This is a genomic window from Wolbachia endosymbiont (group A) of Opomyza germinationis (assembly GCF_964264765.1).
Classification (GTDB): Bacteria; Pseudomonadota; Alphaproteobacteria; order Rickettsiales; family Anaplasmataceae; genus Wolbachia; species Wolbachia pipientis.
The window spans coordinates 808,833-831,602 of record NZ_OZ183482.1 but is presented as its reverse complement, the minus strand read 5'-3'; the positions used below and the strand labels follow the sequence as shown (position 1 = coordinate 831,602).

At 35.4% G+C, this 22,770-nt stretch carries 17 protein-coding genes, 1 tRNA gene and 3 pseudogenes; 7 read left to right on the top strand and 14 right to left on the bottom strand.

Annotated features, from left to right (window positions below; translation table 11 throughout):
- Window positions 1–5: 5 nt before the first annotated feature.
- Both dusB and ACFEL3_RS04110 read right to left on the bottom strand, forming a co-directional pair.
- Window positions 6–968, bottom strand: a complete 963-nt coding sequence (gene dusB, locus ACFEL3_RS04115) for a tRNA dihydrouridine synthase DusB (RefSeq protein ID WP_010962313.1) — start codon at window positions 966–968, stop codon at window positions 6–8.
- Window positions 969–993: 25 nt separating this feature from the next.
- Entirely contained in the window at window positions 994–2,118 is a 1,125-nt protein-coding gene (locus tag ACFEL3_RS04110) for a Ulp1 family isopeptidase (protein WP_182282775.1), read from the bottom strand.
- Window positions 2,119–2,261: 143 nt separating this feature from the next.
- Here ACFEL3_RS04110 and serS point away from each other — a divergent pair, with 143 nt between their 5' ends.
- Window positions 2,262–3,539, top strand: a complete 1,278-nt coding sequence (gene serS, locus ACFEL3_RS04105; RefSeq protein ID WP_038198549.1) for a serine--tRNA ligase — start codon at window positions 2,262–2,264, stop codon at window positions 3,537–3,539.
- Between the two features lie 34 nt (window positions 3,540–3,573).
- The gene (gene purD, locus ACFEL3_RS04100; protein WP_138264878.1) at window positions 3,574–4,845 is read left to right on the top strand and encodes a phosphoribosylamine--glycine ligase; all 1,272 of its coding nucleotides are present in this window, start codon (window positions 3,574–3,576) and stop codon (window positions 4,843–4,845) included.
- A gap of 628 nt (window positions 4,846–5,473) precedes the next feature.
- Here the strand turns inward: purD and ACFEL3_RS04095 are convergent.
- Window positions 5,474–8,059 (bottom strand): hypothetical protein, encoded by a 2,586-nt coding sequence (locus ACFEL3_RS04095; protein WP_265018020.1) that lies wholly within the window; start codon window positions 8,057–8,059, stop codon window positions 5,474–5,476.
- 413 nt (window positions 8,060–8,472) lie between these two features.
- Between ACFEL3_RS04095 and ACFEL3_RS04090 the strand changes: the two genes are divergently transcribed.
- From ACFEL3_RS04090 to gatC, 3 genes are all read left to right on the top strand, one after another.
- Entirely contained in the window at window positions 8,473–9,339 is an 867-nt protein-coding gene (locus tag ACFEL3_RS04090; RefSeq protein WP_006280296.1) for an ankyrin repeat domain-containing protein, read from the top strand.
- Window positions 9,340–9,642: 303 nt separating this feature from the next.
- Window positions 9,643–10,569 (top strand): ribose-phosphate diphosphokinase, encoded by a 927-nt coding sequence (locus ACFEL3_RS04085; protein WP_010962322.1) that lies wholly within the window; start codon window positions 9,643–9,645, stop codon window positions 10,567–10,569.
- Window positions 10,559–10,912 (top strand): Asp-tRNA(Asn)/Glu-tRNA(Gln) amidotransferase subunit GatC, encoded by a 354-nt coding sequence (gene gatC / locus ACFEL3_RS04080; RefSeq protein ID WP_010962323.1) that lies wholly within the window; start codon window positions 10,559–10,561, stop codon window positions 10,910–10,912. Before ACFEL3_RS04085 ends, gatC begins: the two co-directional genes overlap by 11 nt.
- 41 nt (window positions 10,913–10,953) lie before the next feature.
- Here the strand turns inward: gatC and ACFEL3_RS04075 are convergent, their stop codons facing one another.
- The 11 genes and pseudogenes from ACFEL3_RS04075 to ACFEL3_RS04025 all read right to left on the bottom strand — a co-directional run.
- Window positions 10,954–12,216, bottom strand: a complete 1,263-nt coding sequence (locus ACFEL3_RS04075; protein ID WP_006279726.1) for a Tol-Pal system protein TolB — start codon at window positions 12,214–12,216, stop codon at window positions 10,954–10,956.
- 5 nt (window positions 12,217–12,221) lie between these two features.
- Window positions 12,222–13,856 (bottom strand): ribonuclease J, encoded by a 1,635-nt coding sequence (locus ACFEL3_RS04070; protein ID WP_375316746.1) that lies wholly within the window; start codon window positions 13,854–13,856, stop codon window positions 12,222–12,224.
- A 209-nt stretch (window positions 13,857–14,065) separates the two neighbouring features.
- Window positions 14,066–15,184: a molecular chaperone DnaJ gene (gene dnaJ, locus ACFEL3_RS04065; protein WP_012673045.1), complete on the bottom strand. Its 1,119-nt coding sequence runs from the start codon at window positions 15,182–15,184 to the stop codon at window positions 14,066–14,068.
- 82 nt (window positions 15,185–15,266) lie between these two features.
- Window positions 15,267–15,344, bottom strand: a tRNA-Arg gene (locus tag ACFEL3_RS04060).
- A gap of 63 nt (window positions 15,345–15,407) precedes the next feature.
- On the bottom strand, window positions 15,408–16,355 hold the full coding sequence (locus ACFEL3_RS04055; protein WP_070356716.1) for a hypothetical protein: 948 nt from the start codon (window positions 16,353–16,355) through the stop codon (window positions 15,408–15,410).
- 214 nt (window positions 16,356–16,569) lie between these two features.
- Window positions 16,570–16,980 carry an Rpn family recombination-promoting nuclease/putative transposase gene (locus tag ACFEL3_RS04050; protein ID WP_095742612.1) on the bottom strand — a complete coding sequence of 137 codons (411 nt, stop codon included), beginning with the start codon at window positions 16,978–16,980 and terminating at the stop codon, window positions 16,570–16,572.
- Entirely contained in the window at window positions 16,977–18,002 is a 1,026-nt protein-coding gene (locus ACFEL3_RS04045; RefSeq protein ID WP_265018022.1) for a group II intron maturase-specific domain-containing protein, read from the bottom strand. The genes ACFEL3_RS04050 and ACFEL3_RS04045 overlap by 4 nt, the downstream gene beginning before the upstream one ends.
- Window positions 17,948–18,724 (bottom strand): reverse transcriptase N-terminal domain-containing protein, encoded by a 777-nt coding sequence (locus ACFEL3_RS04040; RefSeq protein WP_213863355.1) that lies wholly within the window; start codon window positions 18,722–18,724, stop codon window positions 17,948–17,950. Before ACFEL3_RS04040 ends, ACFEL3_RS04045 begins: the two co-directional genes overlap by 55 nt.
- 450 nt (window positions 18,725–19,174) lie before the next feature.
- Window positions 19,175–19,522, bottom strand: a pseudogene (locus tag ACFEL3_RS04035) (PD-(D/E)XK nuclease family transposase); the annotation flags it as partial.
- A 7-nt stretch (window positions 19,523–19,529) separates the two neighbouring features.
- Window positions 19,530–20,909, bottom strand: a pseudogene (locus ACFEL3_RS04030) (IS4 family transposase).
- A 54-nt stretch (window positions 20,910–20,963) separates the two neighbouring features.
- Window positions 20,964–21,576, bottom strand: a pseudogene (locus ACFEL3_RS04025) (DUF6444 domain-containing protein); the annotation flags it as partial.
- 296 nt (window positions 21,577–21,872) lie between these two features.
- On the opposite strand from ACFEL3_RS04025, the gene ACFEL3_RS04020 reads away from it, so the two are divergent.
- Window positions 21,873–21,995: a hypothetical protein gene (locus tag ACFEL3_RS04020; protein ID WP_255322264.1), complete on the top strand. Its 123-nt coding sequence runs from the start codon at window positions 21,873–21,875 to the stop codon at window positions 21,993–21,995.
- Between the two features lie 5 nt (window positions 21,996–22,000).
- Window positions 22,001–22,642: a protocatechuate 3,4-dioxygenase gene (locus tag ACFEL3_RS04015; protein WP_010962336.1), complete on the top strand. Its 642-nt coding sequence runs from the start codon at window positions 22,001–22,003 to the stop codon at window positions 22,640–22,642.
- The last annotated feature ends 128 nt before the right edge of the window (window positions 22,643–22,770 follow it).

Genomic DNA, 22,770 nt, shown 5'->3' with positions numbered 1-22,770 from the left:
TACAGCTAGTGTGTCTCTTGACCAAAAAAGCCAATAATATTTTCTTTCACTTCTGTGCTATCTGTCATGTTATTTACTCTCACACGAAATTCAGATGAGCCTTGAAGCCCGCTACTGTACCAACCTATGTGTTTGCGGGCCATCTTTATTCCTGTGTCATTTCCATAGTACTCAAGAATATTGTCGTAATGCTCGAGTATGATGCTTAATCTCTCTGAAGCTGTTGGCTCAGAAGTTTCACTTCCACTGAGAAAGTTCATTGCTTGATTAATCAGCCAAGGTTTACCGTAGGCACCACGACCTATCATCACTCCGTCTGCTCCAGATTCTTTGAGAGCATTCTGAATATCATTTAAATTTTTAATATCGCCATTTACTATAACTGGAATTTTCACTTGCTCTTTAACATTTCTAACGAATTTCCAATCTGCTTGACCATTATAAAGCTGCGCTCTTGTTCTTCCATGCACAGTGATCATTTTTGCTCCTAAGTCTTCGGCAATTTTCGCAAGTCTCGGGGCATTGCGATTTTCATCGTTCCATCCAGTGCGCATTTTCACCGTAACTGGCATATTCACTGCTTTGACCACAGCTTCAATTATCTCAGCGGCTTTTTTCTCATCACGCATTAGCGCTGATCCTGCATAACCGTTTACAACTTTTTTAACAGGGCAACCAAAGTTTATGTCTATAATTTTTGCTCCCATGTCCTCGTTTAATTTTGCAGCCTCCGCCATAACATCTGGCTCACACCCAGCAAGCTGCACAGCAGTTAATGCATCGACTTTTGCTTTTTGCAAACTCTGGCGAGTTTGCATAATCATAGCTCTGCTTGCGATCATCTCTGAAACTAACAAACTTGCACCAAGTTTCTTCACAATACTTCTAAACGGATAATCAGTCACTCCAGACATTGGAGCTAAAATAACTGGAGAATCAATTGTCAAATTTCCTATTTGGAGGGGCATAAGGTCAATGGTAATTTTTCATTGATTACATAATGCAACACAAACTTGCATTCTCCCTTGAAATAGAAGACTGAGATGTTTTCGTCCTTGGCGGACGCTTACGATTTCTTAGATCTTCCTTACATTTCTCATCTTCCATAAGCGCTCTTGTAAATTCTTCTCTTTTCTCATTCAAATCAAATTTATATTCTGATAACTTTTTGTCAATTTCGTCAAATGATTTGTCTTCGTTAAGCATTTGTGTAATTTTATGAGCATTTTCTAACGCAAATATTCCACAGTTATACCCGTCACTTTGCTGCTTAGTTGGGGAAATTCTTATGTCTAATACCCATTCCTCTTTTTGCAGTTCTCTTTTAACAATATTTAGCACATTATCTGGCAATTGATTACCAAATGAGTCACAGTAATAAGCTCTAAATTTTTTATCACCTGCATCAGGTTTAATAACCAAAGTTACCCAATGATTGTTGTTAATATGAAGAACCGAAGTAAATATCAATTTAGAATTTTGTTTTAATTCACCTCTATAATTCTGAAGAAATTCTTTTGTGAGTTCGTCCCAACCATTAGAATAGCTAGGAGCAAGAAAATAGACATTATTATTACTATGTTCACTTTGTGAGTACCCATACACAACTCTTGCAATATGTGTAATGTCATCATCACATAACCAGTAAGCATAATTTCCTCTGTTTGTCTGATGCACAAGAGTGTCCAAATTTTCATGAAACTCTTTACCACCCAAACCACTATCTTTTGAAGCAATAGAACTTCTGCGACTACTGTTCTCTGAAACAGTTGACCCATCTTCATTATCTGGTCCAGGAAAAATACCACTATCCTCATCTGGAGTTTTTTGCTCACCTTGACTTGCTCTTTTTCCATTAATATAACCCTTCGCTAAGTAAAATAAAGGTTCAACAACCATTTTGTATGCTACTGTAAGAATTGTTCCCATTAAAACCCAAACTACGGGGTTAGAGATGAGCATAGCAAGTGGAAAGGTCAATAGAGGGGATCCTATTACCGCCCCTAAACAGCCAGCAGCGAATGTGGCTGCTAGGCATACACAAGTAGCGTAGATAACGAATTCCTCACCAGCAAAGTAAGTGCTCTCTTTCTGATTATTTTTTGTAATGCCCAACATACTACACCCTATGAACGCTAAGTTAATTAAATTTAAACAAATTCTAACAAAAAAATCAACCATAATAATTTTAGTAGTATGAGAATATATTGAATATTAAGAGCTTTTGGAGTACAGTAACAATGTTAGTAATAGCACAATATATGCACGATATAGAATATATACGCAAAAACCCTGAAGGATTTGAAAAGGCAATGAAAAGCAGGGGAATTAGAGAATCTACTGCGGAAGAGATATTAGAAATCGATCACGAGAAAAGATCATTAACCACTAAACTGCAGGATTTGAATAGGCAGCGCAATGAAATCACAGAGGAAATAAAAAAGCTTAAAATGAGCAAGAGCCCCTGTGAAGAGCAAATAGAGTTGTCAAAAAGCATCACAAATGAGATAGAGGCAATCAGCTTAAAAGAACAAGCAGAAAAGGATAAGTTAGTGAATGTTTTATCTAACTTGCCGAATATTCCTGCGCAAGATGTGCCAATAGGCGCAGATGAGAACTCTAATTTAGAGGTGAGAAGATATGGAGGAAAAAGACAGTTTGATTTTGTACCAGAATCTCATTATGAACTCGGAGAAAAATTAGGTTTAATGGACTTCGAACAAGCGGCGAGAATTTCCGGATCAAGATTTACGATATTAAAAGGACAGTTAGCTAAGCTTGGACGAGCGCTAATAAATTGTATGCTTGAAATGCATGTTAATGAATTTGGCTATACTGAGGTGTACCACCCGGCTTTGGTGAAAAACGAAGCTATGTATAATGTTGGTCAGCTACCGAAATTTTCTGACGATTCGTATTTAACTACCGACGAATTGAGGTTGATTCCCACAAGTGAAGTGTTTTTAACAAATTTAGTTGCTGACAAAATAATGGAAGAAAAAGAACTGCCTATTCGCTTTACTGCATATTCGGAGTGCTTTCGTAAAGAAGCAGGTAGTGCAGGTCGCGATACCAGGGGCATGATAAGGCAACACCAATTTGGTAAAGTGGAGTTGGTAAGCATCACAACTGAAGACCAATCAAATGATGAGCTTGAGCGTATGACGAGTGTTGCTGAAGAGATATTAAAAAAATTAGAATTGCCATACAGAGTAATGCTGCTTTGCAGTGGCGATATGGGTTTTGCTGCACAAAGGACTTATGACATAGAGGTATGGTTACCTGGGCAAAATAAATATAGAGAAATATCAAGCTGCTCAAATTGTGGTGCATTTCAAGCAAGAAGGATGAACGCTAAATACTCTTCAGAAACTGATAAAAAGATGAAAAAATATATTCACACTTTAAACGGCTCAGCTTTAGCTATAGGAAGAACGATTATTGCCATAATGGAGAATTATCAAAATTCTGACGGGTCGATTGCAATACCAAACGTGTTGCAAAAATACATGAGTAATGATACTGTTATAAGCAAATAATAATTTTGACATATAGAAAAGCGAGGAAATAAAGATGAAGGTTCTGGTTATAGGTTCTGGTGGGCGTGAGCACGCTCTACTTTGGGCTCTAAAAAAATCTCCTATCTTGACTGAGTTATATGTAACTCCTGGTCGCCAAGCTATGAAAGATCTTGGGGCTCTTGTGGATGTAAATATTCAAAATTCAGTGGATGTTACACAATTTTGCAAGAGAGAAAATATAGAGTTGGTTGTTATTGGTCCAGAACAACCAATAATTGATGGGCTTGCTGATGATTTAGTTGCAGAGGGAATAAATGTTTTTGCTCCAAGTCAAGCAACTGCAAAACTTGAGGGATCGAAGTCTTTCACCAAGGGACTATGTAAGCGATATGGTATACCAACTGCCAAGTACGAGTGTTTTGTTGATGAAGGGTTAGCTAAAGATTTTGTACGTAGCAATAAAATAAAGTTTCCACTTGTAGTGAAAGCAAATGGAATTGCAGCAGGAAAAGGGGTGGTTATATGTAATACAGAAAGCGAAGCTTTTTCAGCAATAAATTCAATGCTAGTGGAGAAAAAATTTGGTGAATCAGGTGAAGAAATAATCATAGAAGAGTTTTTAGTTGGAGAAGAAGTAAGTTTTTTTGCTCTTATTGATGGGTTGAAAGTAGTAACTCTTGGGTGTGCAAAAGATTATAAGAGAGTTGATGAAAGTAATGAAAGCCAAAATACTGGAGGTATGGGGTCGTACTCATCACCTTCAATTATAAGTAAGGACATGGAGCAAAAAATTATCCAAAAAATAATATACCCTACAGCTCAAGCATTGGTTAACATGGGTACGTCTTATAAAGGAGTACTCTTTGCTGGTTTAATGATTTGCAAAGATAGCCCAAAACTTCTCGAGTATAACGTTAGATTCGGTGATCCAGAAACGCAATCTATATTACCTAGATTTGATTCAAATTGCGATTTGTTAAAATTGATGTTGTCAGTTGCAGAAGGAAAGTTAAATGTCAAAATGGTGGAACTTAACAACAAATCTACAGTTTGTGTAGTTGTTGCAAGTAAAGGCTATCCGGGTGATTATCAAAAGGGAGAAGTAATTAAAGGATTAGATAAGATTGAAAGCATTCCTGGTGTGTTGGTGTTTCATGCTGGTACTAAATTCGATGAAAGTGGTAACTTAGTTTCCGATGGCGGAAGAGTGCTAAATATAGTAGCAGAAGGGAGCACTATAGAGGAAGCCAAAAGTAAGGTGTACTCAGCATTAAATTTTTTAGAATGGCCAGGGGGCTTCTTCAGATACGATATCGGTAGTTAATGTTAGCTGTCGGTTAGCAGGTGGTTCACAGAAACGAAAAACTTCCTTGACAAACTCCGCCAGCCCCCTTATCATGAAACTGAAGCTATTGTATTTGCTTTCGCCAATCTGCAGATTAAAAGGTAAGGATTACTTAATGTATCGGCGTCTTATGTTCAATTTTTTGCAGTATATAGATACTGTATGTCTTTACAAAACTTCATCTACATCTAGATTTTTATCTAAATAAGCTGAACGCGCTTATAAAGCGTTACAAGACATCAAAAAATGCCAATACTCGACAGAGATAGTAAAAGACTAGCTAATTCGGGGATTCTTTGTCTTTTTTTCTGCTTGGTAAATTTCTTAAACATTTGCAGCATAGGTTAGTTGCAATTAAAAGCAGCTAAATCTTGCTTGTCAAGCGTTTAAAACATAAAAAACGCCAATATTTTAAAGCAGATAATAACCCCAGGGCTTCTTTTGCCTTTTTTTTCATTTGGTAAATTTCTTAAATATTTATGGCTAAACGACAATCGTCATCCCGCAGCGGGATCTAGAGATACCGCGGCGGTATGACGTAGGGAAACCTTTCTTGGGTTAGCTATAAAACTAATCAGCATCTTGTTTAGCACATATAAATTAAGTTTCACAAATATAGTGCTAAACCTTGAAAATATGTTATAGCTACTTCTTCCAATTTAGTGGTGGGTTTTGACAGTACACATGTTATTTTACTAGCTACCAACTCAAGTGTCACAGAAGTTGCAATCATTTTAAATGTCACAGAAGTTGCAATCACTGCATTTATATTCTGTACTTTAACATTTACTCTACTTTCTATTAGAGGCTTTACCCCCCTTACATCATTACGTACAGCAGTATGATTTATTTCATTTTCAATTCCACTACTATGCTGCAACAAGATATCCCCATTAACTTTTATTTCAACATTTTTGTCACTACTACCATTGTTAAAATTTAATCCCTCATCTCTTCTACTTTGTCTTTTTTCTTTTAATTTTAATTCAGTTTCTCTTTTATCAAGGGTAGGAAATGGGATGTGAGTTTTTTCCTGACCATCTTGATTTATAGCTCTTGTTGTATTAAAAGCTTCGTTGCTTTTACATGATATTGTATAAGTAAGTGGTGTGTAGATTTTTTCTTCACTATCTGGATATTTTATAGTTATTGTTGCATTAAGAATGTCTTTCAGAATATCATTTTCTCTAGCTATGTCTAAAATTTTTTGAATAACTTTGCGATCATGTAATGCGGCAAGTAACTTATCAGTTACTTTTTGATTATTTTTATGTTTTATGGTTATTGTTGTGTTAAGAATGTCTTTCAGAATACCGTTTTCTTTAGCTACTCTTAACATTTTCTCAACAGCTATACTATCTTTACGTAGTATAGCATAAGCAAGTGGTGTGCAAGTTTCTTCCTGACCATCTGGATATTTTATAGTTGTTGTTGCGTCAAGAATGTCTTTCAGAATACCGTTTTCTTTAGCTACTCTTAACATTTTCTCAACAGCCATACTATCTTTACGTAGTATAGCATAAGCAAGTGGTGTAACAGTTACTCTCCGACCATCTAGACATTTTATAGTTATTGTTGCGTTAAGAATATCTTTCAGAATACTGTTCTCCTTAGAGATTTTTAAAATTTCTTCAATAGCTATACTATTTTCACGCAGTATAGCATAAGCAAGTAGTGTGTAAGTTACTTCCCGGCTATCTGAATGTTTTATAGTTGTTGTTGCGTCAAGAATGTCTTTCAGAATATCGTTTTCTTTAGCTACTCTTAACATTTTCTCAACAGCTATACTATCTTTACGTAGTATAGCATAAGTAAGCGGTGCGCAAGTTTCTTCATGACCATCTGGACATTTTATAGTTGTTGTTGCATCAAGAATATCTTTCAGAATACCGTTTTCTTTAGAGATTTTTAAAATTTCTTCAATAGTTTTGCTATTTTTACATGATATAGCGTAAGTAAGCGGTGTGTAAATTTCTTTCTGACCATCTAGATATTTTATAGTTGTTGTTGCGTCAAGAATGTCTTTCAGAATATCGTTTTCTTTAGAGACTTTTAAAATTTCTTCAATAGTTTTGCTATTTTTACATGATATGGCGTAAGTAAGCGGTGTGTAAATTTCTTCTTGACCATCTAGATATTTTATAGTTGTTGTTGCGTCAAGAATATCTTTCAGAATACTGTTCTCTTCAGCTGCTACTAGAATTTCTTTAATAATTTTGCCATCCTCCCAGAACATAGCATGAGCAAGTGGTGTGTAAGTCACTTCCCGGCTATCTAAATGTTTTATAGTTATTGTTGTGTCAAGAATATCTCTCAGAATACCGTTTTCTTTAGCTACTCTTAACACTTTCTCAACAGCTATACTATCTCTACGTAGTATAACATAAGCAAGTGGTGTGTAAGTCACTTCCCGGTCTAGATATTTCATGGTTGTTGTTGTGTTAAGAATATCTTTCAGAATACTGTTCTCTTCAGCTGCTACTAGAATTTCTTTAATAGCTTTGCTATCCTTCCAGAACATAGCATAAGCAAGTGGCGCGTAAGTCACTTCCTTGTTATCTGGATATCTTATAGTTGCTGTTGTGTTAAGAATATCTTTCAGAATACCGTTCTCCTTAGAGACTTTTAAAATTTCTTCAATAGCTATACTATCTTCATATAGTATAGCATAAGCAAGTGGTGTAACAGTTGCTCTCCGACCATCTGGATATTTTATAGTTGTTGTTGCGTTAAGAATATCTTTCAGAATACCGTTTTCTTTAGAGACTTTTAAAGTTTCTTCAATAGTTTTGCTATTTTTACATAATATGGCATAAGTAAGTGGTGTGCAAGTTTCTTCCTGACCACCTGGATATTTTATAGTTGTTGTTGCGTCAAGAATGTCTTTCAGAATACCGTTTTCTTTAGCTACTCTTAACATTTTCTCAACAGCTATACTATCTTTACGTAGTATAGCATAAGCAAGTGATATAATAGTTGATTCTTTACCCCGATGTTTACTTACTTCCGTAGTAAGAATCCTTTGTTTTTCCTTTTCAGATATTTTTTCTAGTTCTTCAGCAATGCTACTTTTTTTGCCTTCTATTTTTGATGCTAATTTTAAAATACTTTTTTCATCTTTCTCTTTCAATTTCGAATCGTTTACCTGATGAGTCATTTTTTTTCTCAAGGTCTTTCTTATTAAACTAAGCATAACATTTTCTCTCTTCGTGGTTATAATATTTGCTTTTATGAATCAGTTGTGTTGATAATGTATTAATTGCATAGTTCAGACATTGTTTTATAAAGCAAAATTTTAGTAGACCACCTTACAAGAACGTTTCTTGCTAATTCTGAATCCGAAAAAAGGACGCAGTAAAGTTATTTGTAAGGGAAGAATGAAACTTGTAGCTATAGCTAAACTGACTTACGATAATTTGAAAAACCGTCATCCCGCTGCTTGTTAGCGGGATCTAGAGATACCGCGGCGGTATGACGGTTCGCAGTGGTATGACGGTTCGCGGCGGGATGACGATAAGCTCGTCATCCCGCTACATTAATATTGTATTAATAAAAACTTAATAATAATCCTTAATAATATATGAACTAACATGTTTGCAATTTCGTATGACAGAGGAAACAAAAGATGGATATGCTTCCTTATACGTTGCAATTCAGGAAGGTAATATTGAAGCTGCAGAACTACTAATAAAATGTGGCACAAACGTCAATGATCATTATGAACGCAATCGTACGCCACTGCATATTGCCATCGGACGCAAACAATTAGAAATAGCAAAATTGCTGATAAAAAATGGAGCAAACGTTAATGCAAAAACTCAAAATCATGGTAAAGATGATCTAACACCAATGCACTTTGCAGTTTTTGCAAATACGCCAGAATTTATAGAATTACTAGCTAGCCATGGTGCATTGATTAATGAAAGAGAAAGTACCGAAGGGTATACTCCTCTTCACTTTGCTGCTTTATATGGGAACAAAAATATAATACAAGCCTTAATTGATAAGGGACAAGATATTGAAGATGTGGACAATAATGGGCGAACAGCTCTGTTTTTAGCTGCTAGGCAGTGCACTGAAGCAGAAGATGATAGCAGAATAGAAATTATCAAGTATTTGATAGACAAGCTCAAAGCAGATGTAACAAAGAAAGACAATAATAACAATGCAGTACTCTTTCCTGCCGCTAATAATTGCCCTGGAAAAGTGGTAGAATTCATCATTGAGCAATATATAAAAATCTTTGAGTTAGAGAATTTTATCAACCACAAAAATAATGATGGAATGGATGCTTTGGATATTGCGCTGAATAGTGGAAACGAGAAAGCTATTGAAGTATTAAGATCATATGGAGCAGATATCAAGAATAAGGTAGATGGTAGCATTCAAAAAATTACTGCAGAAAAACCAAGTAGTACCCTAGACAGAGCAGAAAGTGCAGAGGTAGCGCCTCCAATTAAGCAAAGAGTATAAAGCTTTTTATAAAGCGATTATAAATTTCAGTAAGTTGCAGAGGCTCTACAATGGGAAGTGTAGTATGTTAGCAGATACAAATGACTAGATAAATTATATTTCATTAAAGTCATTTATCTTGAAACATAAGCAGGATTTTGTATAGTTGTTTCAATTTGGGTCTATATATTGAAACAACACGTGAAAATGACAGGTCATTGTACAAGAGGTATCTAATTCACCGACAAGAATGCTAGATAAAGACACTTACATTTCAATTATTTCACAATTTCTGTATAATCTTAAAAACTCAATTAGTGCGTTATGAAGATAATAATAGGTAATGCTAGTAAGGAATTAGGGGAATCAGTAGTTAACCGGCTAGATGTTCAACCATCCTCTGCTTGGATATCAAAGTTTACCGATGGTGAGGTAAATGTAGAAGTAGCAAATGATCTATATAATCAAGAAGTATATATAATACAATCTCTTTCTCCCCCTGTGAATGATAATCTTATGGAGCTTCTGCTTATAATTGATGCAGTAAATAGATTAGGAGCCAAAAGGATAGTAGTAATTATCCCTTATTATGGATATAGCAGGCAAGATAGAATTATCAAGAACAATAATGTGCAGTCTGCTTTAAGTGCCAAATTAGTTGCAAATCTTATTCAAACTGCAGGTGCAAGTAGCGTTGCAGTTATTGATTTGCACTCAAGTCAAATTGAAGGATTCTTTGATGTACCGATAACTAATTTGAACTGCTTTGAAGCATTTGTTGACTCTATACACACAGAAAATTTGGCAATTGTTGCACCTGATGTTGGAGCAATTGGCAGAGCACGTGCTTTTGCAAAGACTTTAGAGGAAAAGTACAAGATAGGGTTAAATGATAAGATTATTGTAGTAGATAAATATAGGGAGAAAGCAGGCACATCTCAAGTAATGAACATAATAGGAGAAGTTGCAAATAAAAATTGTGTCATTGTTGATGATATAGTTGACTCTGGTGGAACATTGTGTAATGCAGCTCTTGCTTTAAAAGGCCACGGAGCAAAGTCCGTAATTTCATGCATCACACATGGCGTGCTTTCAGGAAGTGCAGTTGAGAAAATTTCTTCCTCTTCTTTAGATAAATTAGTGATTACGGATACCATACTTCACAAATTTGAAAAAACTGGTAAAATAGAAGTTGTTTCGGTCGTAGATATTTTAACTCACTTTATCCAAGGAGGTAAAGATGCCAGCTAAGTCAACAGAAGACGTTATTACTTCACTAATAGAATTTGCAAATAAGAGAAAAATAACAATTACCAAAGAAGAAATGCTTAAAATTGCACAGCTTGTAAGGATTAAGTTATCAAATGACGAGATTGATCACTACTCCAAAGAACTGACAATGCTGGATTGGATACATGATACTTTATTGCAAGTTAATACTGAAGGTGTTTCTCCTATGCGTTATGGCAGCATAGACAAGGACATTCATGTACGCGATGATGTTATAAATTCTCAAAACATTAAAAAAGAGATATTGTCCAATACAAAACCTGAGCATGGGTATTTCGTAGTGCCAAAGGTTATAAGCAATTAAAGTAAAATAAGGCTCATATCAAATCTATAATAGATCTACTTTCAAAAATAAGACCAATCCGGTAAAGAAGCATTTGTGGGAGTGGAAACCATTTTTTGATTTTTCTTTACTAAGTCTACTAAATATAGTTTAGAGTTGCTTGGTGATTCTGTTCTTGTAAAAATGATTTCTCTACCATTTGGTAACCATGCCGGGGATTCAATTTTATGCCCCTCTGAAAGCAGACGTTCTTCTTTGCCATCTGGCTTCATAACTCCTATGTAAAATTTTCCTGACTGAATCTTTGTAAAAGCTATCAGATCTCCTTTTGGCGACCAAACAGGCGTAGCATATCTTCCACTTCCAAAACTAATTCTTTTAGGTTTTTTACTTTTGTTAGTAAAATCGATAACGTACAGTTGCTGACTCCCACTTATATCAGAACTAAAAGCCATATACTTTTGATCTGGAGAAAAAGAGGGAGAAGTGCTTATAGCTGAACCTTTAGTAATTTTTTTTGTTCGTTTACTACTTAAATCCAAAGATAATATATTCGTTTCACCACCCAATGAGTGGGAAATTAAAAGAGATTTACCATCGGGAGAAAATCTTGGTGCAGAAACAACTCCTTCAAATGCGCTGATTATTGATTCAGTGTTATCTTTTAAATTTTTTAATATTATATAACTTTTACCATTTGCGTACGAGATATAAACAATACCCTTTCCATTTGGTGAGAATCTCGGTGTTGACACAAATCTATCGCCATTTGTTAAGTATTTTATATTACTTCCATCTTGATTCATCACAGCAATTTTACGCACAGATTTGTAGTTGCTATCTTTTTCTTCAGCGATATACGTGATTTTTGTGTTGAAGTGCCCTTTCTCACCAATTAATCTATCATGTATCACATCCGAAACGAGGTGACCAATTTTTCTCCAGTCTTTTGCTGGAAAAACAACTGACTGAGTAAGTAATTCTCTTTTTGTAAAAGCGTCAAATAAACGAAATGATAGCTCTAATGCACTACCAGATATTTCGCTTAAACTTACTGTGACTACAGTATCGCTTTTCCAAGATTTAGATTCAGCTTCCGCGCCACGTTTTACATTAAATAAGCCACAATTAGATAAATTTGTTCCTATTACCTTTGCAATATTTTCGCTTAATTCGCTTTCCAACGCTGTTTTACATGTACATTTAGATACAACAAGACCAATGTTACCAACACTGCTTTTTTTTATATCAACATATAAAGCAGCTTTTGTAAAATAAGGAATAAATAACGAAATAAATAACACCAGATGAACGAATAGCTTCATTCATTTCATACCTGTTCTATCTGAACCTCAATTATAGGCCTTTTTAGTAAATATTCCTTTAAGATACTCAATATTGAACTTTCAATCTTATTTTTAATTTTTTTTGTTGGCTGCAAACTAAACAACGACTCAACTTTCTTGACAATTTTCTGTATGGTAGCTGCATCTTCTAGCACTTCAAAAACACCAGGTACAAATACTTTTGGTTTAGCAAGCAATTTATTTTTCTTGTTTACAACTGCTGTTACCACAATAACTCCGGCATCTCTCATTCTTTTACGCATTTTTATAACACTGCTCTCCGGATGACGTAGCAACATACCATCAATACCAAAGTAGTCAACATCAATTGAATCAACCTTTCCTCCGTTCTCCAAATTAACAATATCACCTGGTGCAATCATTATTGCTTTTGCCACACCGCACTCTTTAGCAAATTTTACATGTGCATGCGTGTGAATATATTCGCCGTGAACTGGAATAGACATCTTCGGTTTTATTAAAGAATACATTTCCTTTAGCTCTTCTCTTGTTGGATGCCCAGAAGCATGAACATGCTCTGTTTTTTCAGTAATAACTTCTACCCCCATCTCAATAAAGGCATTGAGCATGTTGTGCGCACGAGTTTCATTTCCAGGAATGATTTTTGACGAAAAGATCATGGTATCACCTTGCTGCATTTTAAATGCTTGATGACTCTTAGCAGCAAGTCTTGCGGTAGCTGCCAGTGGCTCACCTTGACAACCTGTGCAAAGTAGCACCAGTTCTTCCCTTGGAAAATTTACTGCTTCCTTTGCTTCAAGAAACTGAGGAGAATCAGTTAAATAACCACTATCTTGCGCAACTTTCACTATTCTCCATAAAGATCTACCAAGTAAAACTACTTTTCTATTTAGTGCTTTTGCAGCTTGGCTTATCGTTTCAATTCGTGCCACATTTGAAGCGAATAGCGAAACAGCAACTAATTTTTTAGACCGCTTTATTATGTTATAAATATTATTATAAATTTCACCTTCTGACCCAGGGTGATGCTTGCTTAATATATTGGTTGAATCGCAAATTGCTGCAAGCAGGTCACCTTTATCGCCAATTTCTTTTAGACGCTCCATATTAGAAGTTAATCCAACAACAGGTTTTGGATCAAATTTCCAGTCTCCGGTATGGAGTGCACTACCCATTTCAGTGCTAATTAATATTGAATTTGCCTCAGGAATTGAATGAGTTACATTTATAAACTCGACGGTAAAAGGACCCAAATTTATGCTGCCATTTATGTCTACCTCTTTCACAGGCACTATACCTTCCAATCGAAATTCTTTTAGTTTCTCTTTAAGAAAATTAACCGTAAACTTTGTTGTATATATGGAGCACTGCAACTCTTCCCACAAGTGGGGCACTGCACCGCAGTGGTCCTCATGTGCATGTGTAATTATTATTCCAAGTAAATCTTTTTTTCTTTGAGCAATAAAATCTATATCAGCAATGAGCAGCTCAACACCTGGCATAGTTTCATCTGCAAAACCAACACCAAGGTCGATCATAATCCACTTACCTTGGTAATGATATAGGCTAACATTCATCCCGATTCTTCCTACTCCCCCAAGCGGAAGAAATAAAAACTCATTTTTGTTTATATTCATTAAATTTAAATTATTAAAACCTGAGAATAGCAAAACTTCGACCTTAAATAAAGAAATTTATTGCTTTTACATAGTTTTAAGGAACTAAGAAGTTTCTGTTGGCTAATAATAACACTATTGTTAAGTTTTCCATTAATAAGGTCAAAGAATTGCAGGATTAAATGAAAACCCGTAAACAGTTACCCCTTTAATGTCATTTAGCAGATTTCTTATTTTTTTTTTACTTTACTAAAAAACCCTTCAGATTGCTGTTGTACACTTGCATTTTCCTCTTCTTCAAGCGCTTTTAATAGTTCAATTTGCTTTTTAGTTAAATTTTTTGGATTTAAAGTCTCAACTATTACCTGTACGTATAAATCACCACGAGCATGTGAGTTCATATATGGCATACCCTTTTCCCTACAACGTAGTTTGGTACCAGTTTGAGTGCCTTCAGGGACCTTTACTTTTATTTTAGCTCCATCAATTGATTGAATATCGATTTCACCACCAAGCACTGCTAGTGTCATTCTTATAGGCACTTTACAGTGTAAATCTGCTTTATTTCTAGCAAAGATTTTATGGAAAATTATTTTCACGTATACGTATAAATCTCCACTTTTTCCACCTTTTGTTCCAGCTTCTCCTTTACCACTTATCCTTACCTTAGCTCCTTCTTCTATGCCTTTTGGAATTGAAACGGATATATTTACTTCATCTCTTCTACGTCCACTTCCACCACATTTCTTACATTTGTTTTGTATTATTTCTCCTTCCCCATAGCATGTAGTACATGTTCTTTCGATGGTAAAAAAGCCTTGTTGAGTTCTAATCCTACCGCTTCCCTGGCATGTGTGGCACTGAACTGGTTTAATTGCTCCTTCGCCACCTGTGCCTTGGCATGTATCACATTTTACATTTGTCACATAATGTATAGGCGCTTGTATTCCTTTAAATGCATCTTCTAAGGTAATTTCAAGATCATAACGTAGGTCTGCTCCAGATACTCCTGTTGTACTTCTTTTTGCTCTCGATCTACTTGCACCACCACCGAATCCTCCACCAAAGAAGTCATTGAATATGTCGCTAAAATCTCCTGCAGAGCTAAAGCCTTGAAATCCACCAGAAGCACCTTCGTGGCCATAACGGTCATAGCCTGCCCTTTTCTCAGAGTCAGACAGAACTTCATATGCAGCTGTTACTTCTTTAAATTTTTCCTCTGCTTCTTGATTGCCAGGATTTCTATCAGGATGATATTTTAATGCTAATTTTTTATACGCTTTTTTTATCTCATCAATACTGGCATTTCTGCCTACTTCCAGCAGATCATAGTAGTCTTTTTTGCTCATATATAATAGTTTAGTGCTTAACCTTTAAAGATAGGTATTACATATATTAATTTCAAGTGTGACTTCTGTTTCCTATAAAATGTGGTGCACCCTGAGCGACTTGAACGCCCGACCTTTTGATCCGTAGTCAAATGCTCTAATCCAACTGAGCTAAGGGTGCTTTCACAAAGTTAACTTTAGCAGGTTTTGTAGCTTGATTCAATTAATTTGGCTAAAAATAAAACTATTGATTTCTATCATACGTGAACCCCTCACAATTCTCAAACTGCCGTTTCGCATTAGAATTATCAAATTCACTACAAGGAGGAGCAGTTGGAGTAGTATTAGGATCTTGAGAAAAGTAAGGAGGTGGTGCATCATAACGAGAAGAATCTCCATAACCATGCCCTTGTCTAAGACAGCTATCTACCGCTCCTTTAGCTTTCTCGATATTTTCTAATTCTTCCTCATGCTTCATATGAAAAGCTAAACCACCAGCAAAACATACGAGAGAATTAACGCCAAGGATAGCTAAACCCCACACTGGTAAGACTGGGTAAACAGCACAAGCTACCAAAGCTGCCAAAGAAACAACGCCAACCGCAAATTCTATATTTCTGAACGTTTTAAATTTACTATCCAGGTAATCTATTTTTTCTTCTTTTCTAGCCACTTTTCTGCTGCTGTTATACCAAAAACACATACCAGCATGGAAAGCAACACACACAACTGCAGCTACTATACCCAAAGCTAATAGCTTTCTACTGTCTTCTGATTCTTTTTTATTCTCTTTTCTCCCTTGATGAGTGGTATTACCATTGTTAATATTCGTTATATTATTAACCGTAGTGTGACCACGTCCACCGAATAAAGAATCCATCCAGCATTGTAATAGCAAATAATCCCAAAAGTCTAAACCTCTATTGTGTACATGTATATGTGTAATCTGAGAGCCTGTAGGTTGTGCGTTATTCCCTGCGTTATATTGATCATTTCTGCTTCCTGTATCGTGCCTATTGCTTGAATTTGGATGTGTAAATTCTTCATACACATTTTTAAAATTCTCCTTGCTCCAAGTTAAATTCGGTGTATTATTACAATACTGTAGAAACCCTTCAATATTATTATTATTACCTAATTTCTTTATATAGGCTAACGCATACCTTTTTAAAACACTATCACTTGCTACCATAAATACCCTCTTAAGTTAAGATTAAATTAATAAATATTTATTATAACAAGATAACATCTACTTGTCAACTTGAGCCTGATTCAAGTATCCGTTCAGAGTGTGGCAGAAGAACTTATTCAAATAAAGTAGGTGGTAAAATATAAACATTTTATAAAGTGAAAAATGGACTTTTCAGACCACTGCCGAGCTAAAAAAGCCCTGAAAAACGTGATACTTAGGCCACTTCTTGCTTAAGCTGTACAATTTCAGCTTGAGAAAGGCCAGTGGATTCAGCTATTAAATTAACAGATACACCAGCTTTAAGTAAATTTTTTGCAACTTCGATTTTTCCTTTCTCTATACCTTCCTCAAGTTTGTATTCAAGAATGGCTTCTTCTTTCCGCAGATCCATTATTCTTTCTTCATATGCTACTAAATCTTTTTCATTCCAGCTAAACCTGTCTAATTCATCGTAGGCTAACTTTATTATTGGTGATTTTTCTGCTATATTCCTTAGGTCTTCATCTGTAGTTTCATCTGCATACTGTTGTCTAAGTGAAGAAGGTCGCCCCTCCTCACTCGACTTCAAAACCGTACGTGAGACTTTGCGCCTCATACGGCTTCTCTCTAATTTGGTGCTTGTCATGCACACCTCCTGTGTAATTCATCGTGACAATGCCCATGTAACAAAGATAAATTTTTGATCATATTGTTTCGTCTATTCCGGTCTTTATGATGTATTTCTATTATATCATCACTTTCAAACCATAGTCTACAATTACTGCATTTACTTTGTTGTAACTTCAATAGTTTTATTACTCTCGATGGCTTATCTGGTATTTCTCTAAGACGATTACCCCAATATACCCAATCACCATCATATGGAGATCTGGTTTTTTGCACTTTGATATGTCGTTTAATAACATGATCGCTGTGTATAATAAGATGTATCTTGTTACTTGTCATAAAACGCCAGTTATCGTTATTATACTTTTTAAAGTATTTTCTTTTTATCCAGCATTTCCCTTTGTTTGGGTGCCTAAAGACTGCCCACTTCCAGAGCTTTCTATGTATAGTATTATCCAATGAGCTAAAGATTTTACATGAAACTACCGAAGAGTAATATTGACTCCATCCTCTGTTTATTGGATTGAGATTCCTTATTATTACTTCCTGTGGCGCCCCACGCATTTCTCTAAGTTTATGTTTAATAGCAAATGTATGCTGCTTTATAGAATTACGACTTGGTTTTATTAATAATGTGTAACCTTTTTTACTTTCTTTTGTTGGATATTGTCTTATTGAAAATCCAAGAAAATCAAATCCTGGTTTTGTTTCGTCAATGGTTCTTAATGTATGAGAAATTCTTGTTTTAGAGGGCTTTAATTTTAGTCCAATGGTTTCTAACCATTCTTCAACTAAAATTTTTGCTTTAAGAATAATCTCTTCGTTTTCATGTATGATGACAAAATCATCACAGTAGAAAATTACACTAATAGACTTTTGCGCGTTTTTATGCGATATCCTACCATATTTTCTTTTCATGCATTGAAAGAGTTCGTTTGTTAATGCTTTTTTGACATGTTGCTCTAATCCGTGTAATGCAACACAAGCTAGCAACGGTGCCTCCTTGAATTGTACCACGTTTTGTGGATTGAAGCTTTCCATCTTCCATAACACCCGCTTCTAACCATCCTCTTATGATTTTCTTTAACGCTGGTGTGGTTTTCAAGCAGTTTATTATGGTTAATATTGTCAAAGCATCCAGAAATATCAGCATCTAATACATATGCTGTTTTCTGTTTTAGCACATTAAATATGGCTTCAATTGCATCATGACATGATCTACCAGGTCTAAAACCATAAGTGTTTGGCTCAAGTTTTGCCTCCCATTCTGGTTCCAACACCATTTTTACAAGTGTTTGTTTTGCTCGACACGATATAGTTGGTATACCAAGCGGGCGATATTCCGATGGCTTACCAGGTTTTGGGATCCAGACACGTCTTGATGGCTTTGCTTTCTCTCTTATATCTAAGGAGTTTGCCAATTGCAATCTTTCTTTTTGACTAAGGTTAGCTTTTCCATCAATACCTGCAGTTTTTTTCCCTCTGTTGTCCTGAGTTACCCTTCTAACTGCGATCGTTCTTGCACTTGTTGATTTGAGTAATAATCTCTGAAGGTTGTGCATCTTTTTGATATCATTACATTTAGAGGCTTGGTAAATTCGTTTTTGTAGCTTAAATGAAGATTTCTTCAGCTTTCGCCAAGGAATTCCATTCCATTCATACCTAGCTTTTTGCTGGTCCATAACATATTCACTACTATTCACCACTTTACCTTCCAAATTAAAGTGTTTACGTCTGCATATCCCAGATATTACTTTGGGCATTAGCTTCTTAAACAATCCTTCCACATAGCGGCTTGTGGTTGGCTACCTACTTATATTTAATGAATATAAGAGCTTTTATGTGGTTACTCCGTTCCATAGCTTCGTTTCACGTTAAACTTAGATTCCTACTATTTGCCGGAAGCTGGGAACATCAATAACTAAAGTCTTCAATCTTTAGTTCCCCTTTTGCTTCGTACCATTTTGGTCTATGCGTAGTTCAACCTCTTTTCGCATACTATGCTTTGACGACAATTCAAACATAGGTTCCTCTCGTAATCATATCTAACTCTGTTTGCAGGGATTCACCATGAGGTTTAGTGTTACCTGCTTTTATCTCATGCTTGCATCCCAAAGGTTGCCATCCTTTGAAATGTGAGACATACATTATCCCCGATGTCTAGGGAAGATGGAATTTAACCATCACAAAACCACGGCTTTCCGGGTCGCACTGAAGAAAAATAACCAACGATCCACTATGCTTTCTAGCTGTTCTTCCTTATTCTTAGGAAATTTAGGTAGTTCAATAAATACAAATTGAAAATCTTTTAAGTCATGCTCATAGGTTTTCTCATCTCTTATAGTGTGGCTGGATATATAATCAAGCTTATCAGGAAATAAATTACAATTAGAGATAGCAATAAAGAAAACCTTCTTTAAATCAATGTACTTACCAGATTTATCAGCTTGCCTTGAGTAAGCCTTAGCAGCATATAGTTGAGCTCGTTTCTCAAAACCTTTATCACGAGCAAACTGGTCAGGTAAGGAAGCAGTATTACTACTACTCCCTCCCTTAGAAACCTTACTATTACCCACAAATATGAGGTTCATGAGCAAGTCTCCATCCTTCTGCTAGATCAAAGAGACGTCTCCACCCTTTCCAAAGAGTAATTGGTCCTGGTTTTGGGTCGCTTTTTCTTGCTAAATGACCTCCAAGTTCACGAAACGGCTTCTTTTATAGTAGGGGCTATATTTGGACATGGTTTCCTGTGTATTTTAACATATAAAACTTTCCATTCTTCCTCAGCTAATAAGGCAGTACATAGTAATGTTGGGTTAGTTCTTGCAATTGATGTAATAAAGAAAATTCTCCAAGCAATAATGCTCATGACTGTTAAATACCTCATTAATCTTTCTGCTGTTCCAAGTCTACATTCCTCAACTTTGAGACCAGATTTTAAAATCTTATGCAATATCTCTATTTTCCATCTCAAACAATACCAACTAACTTTTTCAACAGCTTCTTCAAAAGTACTGACCGGAAAAAAGCATCCACTCTAGAGGACTTGCTTCGGGAGGAGAGTTTTTTTCAACAACATGAATTGCGTGAAGTTGTAGACTCTGTCGGTTTATATTTTATGTGACCTTCTTTACATTTTATATGGCCTTCATGTGATAAATTTTCCGAATCTAATTTCTAAAAACGCTGTCCTTTTTTGCTTGTTATCTCTAGCAGGGATTTCAACTTCTACTTTTCCAGCGCAAGGGAGGCCTTGGATAAATGACCATAATTTTTGCTTGTTCCTGGTATGCATGAATTTTTTATTTACATTTCTGTTGTGGCGAGCTCTTACTAAAATTGCTGAGTTAAGATTATGTGCAAGTTCAAAAAAATCATGCATATCTGCTTCTCTGTCACATACAGTTATAGCTTCGGTTTGGGCCAGATCTATAATATTATTTGTTTTCTTTAAACTTTCTAGCCATTTCATACTTTCTTTATCCTCAATATGAACGTTGTTACGATGGCTCTTTAGTCTTTTTTCTTCTTCAGAAATGAGTTGCCTCGAGTAAATCTTTTGATCCAGTATTCCCAGCTTCCGTACTAACAGCAAGGGCTGTATGCATTACTGCTCCTTTTCCAGCAATAGTTCCCAATCCGCTTATGGCTTGAGTATGAAATATAAGTTGTATCTTGAATCACAAGAATTCTTTTATGAGCTTTTGTTCTTTCAACTGTTTTATCAATGTGTGAAGCTAGAATATCGACTTCTTTTACGTTCTCATTTTGAAAAAAACGTTATGCTGCTTTTGCTTCTGACCAACTTCCGCATGCCTCATTAATTGAGCTTTCAGGTAAACTTATCAAACTATCAGCAATCTTTACTAATCGGTCAGTTAATCTTTTATCTCCAAGTACAGCATCTCCAAATTCATTTTTAGCCCATTCATTACTCTCGTTTGCCATTTTTATACCCTCAATATTTGCAAACTTTAATATTGTAATACTTTATTTATAAGTACATTTATATTTGTGGGTAATAGTAAGATTTGATATGCTGCCAACACTTATGTTCAAATTAAAAATGTCATTTATGATACTAGCCACTTCACGCTTTGAGTTTTTGTAAAATCCGCTGAGTGCTGCAATTATAGACTTAACCCTTGGACCAAATGTATCTGGCGTAACACCTTCTGGTAACTTGCTACTTTTTCTTTTTCTGCATCTCCAACAACGACCATGTTCCAATTACTACATAAGGCCTAATTTCCGGAAGATCAACTTTTTGGTGAACATAAGGTTTTTCGCATATTACAAGCTCTCCTCCGCATTCGCAAATATTAGGCAACTCTATTTTTACTACTTTATCCGCTTCCATTGTGGCATGAAAATTTCCTTTATGCCCAACCTGATCGCCAACATTCCTTTCGCTTTTTGGCTTGTCCTTTTTTGTTTTGTACAATTCTTTAGAGCTCGGTAGAGATGAATTTTTCGAGTTTAAACCAAGCCTTTCCTTTAATTCAGCGTTCTCTATCTTTAAAGCTTTATTTTCTGCTTTTAAGTTTTCTATCTCTGCTTTCAGTTTTTCTATTTTTTGCTGTAAATTTTTGCAAAGTTCTAAAAGGTTTACCACATTACCTCACTTTTGCTCTATGATTATCTTTATTATCTTGCTTTGTCTACCTTATTCTACCACTCCGCTGAACGGATACAATTTACTAAACAGAAAAAAAGGCAAAAGAAACCCTAGGGTAGCTAGTTATTCACTATCCATTTTTTAAGTTGGCGTTTTTTAATGTTTTAAATAGCGCGTTTCAGCTTGTGTAGGTAAAAACCTAGAAATATTGTGAAGACATAAGGTGCACATAGTGCAAAAAATTAAAAATAAGACGCCAACTACGTTGTTTTCTTGCTGTTTAATCTGCACAGATGAAGATAACTGAATACCTTCAGTTTCATGATAAGGGGGCTGGCGAAGGGTGTCAAGCAAGTTTTTTCGTTTCTATTTCCAATAAAAGTTTGTTATATGGTTATGCAAGAAGTCTATTATAAATGAAATGAATGTGAAAAATATCTTGTTAGCACTTTTAGTACAAATGATATTCAGTTTGCCGCTATTTGCAGCTGATCCTGTTTTGCTCAACTGCATTAAAACTCCGGAAATATATGACCTTGATGCAAGGCCAAAAAATTTTAGCTCTTCAAACAATTTAAGAAGGAAACCTGGTTCTCCAAATAGTGCAATAGGGGAATTAATACACATAGTGGGTAGAATTACTGATATAAACTGCTTACCAATACAAAATGCTGTAGTTTCTATATGGCACGCGAATTCACGCGGCGTGAACCATTACGATAAGAATATAGAGGATGATCTGAATTTTGCTGGATCAGGAAGGTTTGTAGTGAATAATCTTGGCTATTATAATTTTATTACGATAGCACCTGGTAAAATTGGTGATAGAGCTCCACATATCAACTTTCTAGTTCAACATCCGGATTTTCCAGAATTCACAACGCAAATGTTTTTTGCTGACCATAATTGCGATAATTGCGCTGATCCTGTTCTTGAAGATTTTGTTAGTAATGGGCTTGCAAGCCTTCTCATAACACCATTTACTTACAGTGATCAGGTCATAAAAACCTATACGTTTAACATTACCTTGGGCGGATATAATAAGTTCTCTAATAAAAGATAAAAAACCTTGCATGTAAGGGAGTCCATAGTAAACTTAAGTGTTATTGTACTTAGGATGTATATGAAAAATATCTTACTGATGTTTTTGCTATGTTTTATGTACAGTTTACAATTATTTGCAACGGAGAT

Coding starts and splice junctions, on each gene's coding strand:
- serS (WP_038198549.1), top strand. CDS start 2,262: ATGCACGATATAGAATATATACGCAAAAACCCTGAAGGATTTGAAAAG.
- ACFEL3_RS04020 (WP_255322264.1), top strand. CDS start 21,873: ATGAAGATAACTGAATACCTTCAGTTTCATGATAAGGGGGCTGGCGAA.
- dnaJ (WP_012673045.1), bottom strand. CDS start 15,184: ATGAGCAAAAAAGACTACTATGATCTGCTGGAAGTAGGCAGAAATGCC.
- ACFEL3_RS04050 (WP_095742612.1), bottom strand. CDS start 16,980: ATGACAAGCACCAAATTAGAGAGAAGCCGTATGAGGCGCAAAGTCTCA.
- purD (WP_138264878.1), top strand. CDS start 3,574: ATGAAGGTTCTGGTTATAGGTTCTGGTGGGCGTGAGCACGCTCTACTT.
- ACFEL3_RS04055 (WP_070356716.1), bottom strand. CDS start 16,355: ATGGTAGCAAGTGATAGTGTTTTAAAAAGGTATGCGTTAGCCTATATA.
- ACFEL3_RS04075 (WP_006279726.1), bottom strand. CDS start 12,216: ATGAAGCTATTCGTTCATCTGGTGTTATTTATTTCGTTATTTATTCCT.
- ACFEL3_RS04040 (WP_213863355.1), bottom strand. CDS start 18,724: ATGCCCAAAGTAATATCTGGGATATGCAGACGTAAACACTTTAATTTG.
- gatC (WP_010962323.1), top strand. CDS start 10,559: ATGCCAGCTAAGTCAACAGAAGACGTTATTACTTCACTAATAGAATTT.
- ACFEL3_RS04045 (WP_265018022.1), bottom strand. CDS start 18,002: ATGGAAAGCTTCAATCCACAAAACGTGGTACAATTCAAGGAGGCACCG.
- ACFEL3_RS04095 (WP_265018020.1), bottom strand. CDS start 8,059: ATGCTTAGTTTAATAAGAAAGACCTTGAGAAAAAAAATGACTCATCAG.
- ACFEL3_RS04015 (WP_010962336.1), top strand. CDS start 22,001: ATGAATGTGAAAAATATCTTGTTAGCACTTTTAGTACAAATGATATTC.
- ACFEL3_RS04090 (WP_006280296.1), top strand. CDS start 8,473: ATGACAGAGGAAACAAAAGATGGATATGCTTCCTTATACGTTGCAATT.
- dusB (WP_010962313.1), bottom strand. CDS start 968: ATGCCCCTCCAAATAGGAAATTTGACAATTGATTCTCCAGTTATTTTA.
- ACFEL3_RS04110 (WP_182282775.1), bottom strand. CDS start 2,118: ATGTTGGGCATTACAAAAAATAATCAGAAAGAGAGCACTTACTTTGCT.
- ACFEL3_RS04085 (WP_010962322.1), top strand. CDS start 9,643: ATGAAGATAATAATAGGTAATGCTAGTAAGGAATTAGGGGAATCAGTA.
- ACFEL3_RS04070 (WP_375316746.1), bottom strand. CDS start 13,856: ATGAATATAAACAAAAATGAGTTTTTATTTCTTCCGCTTGGGGGAGTA.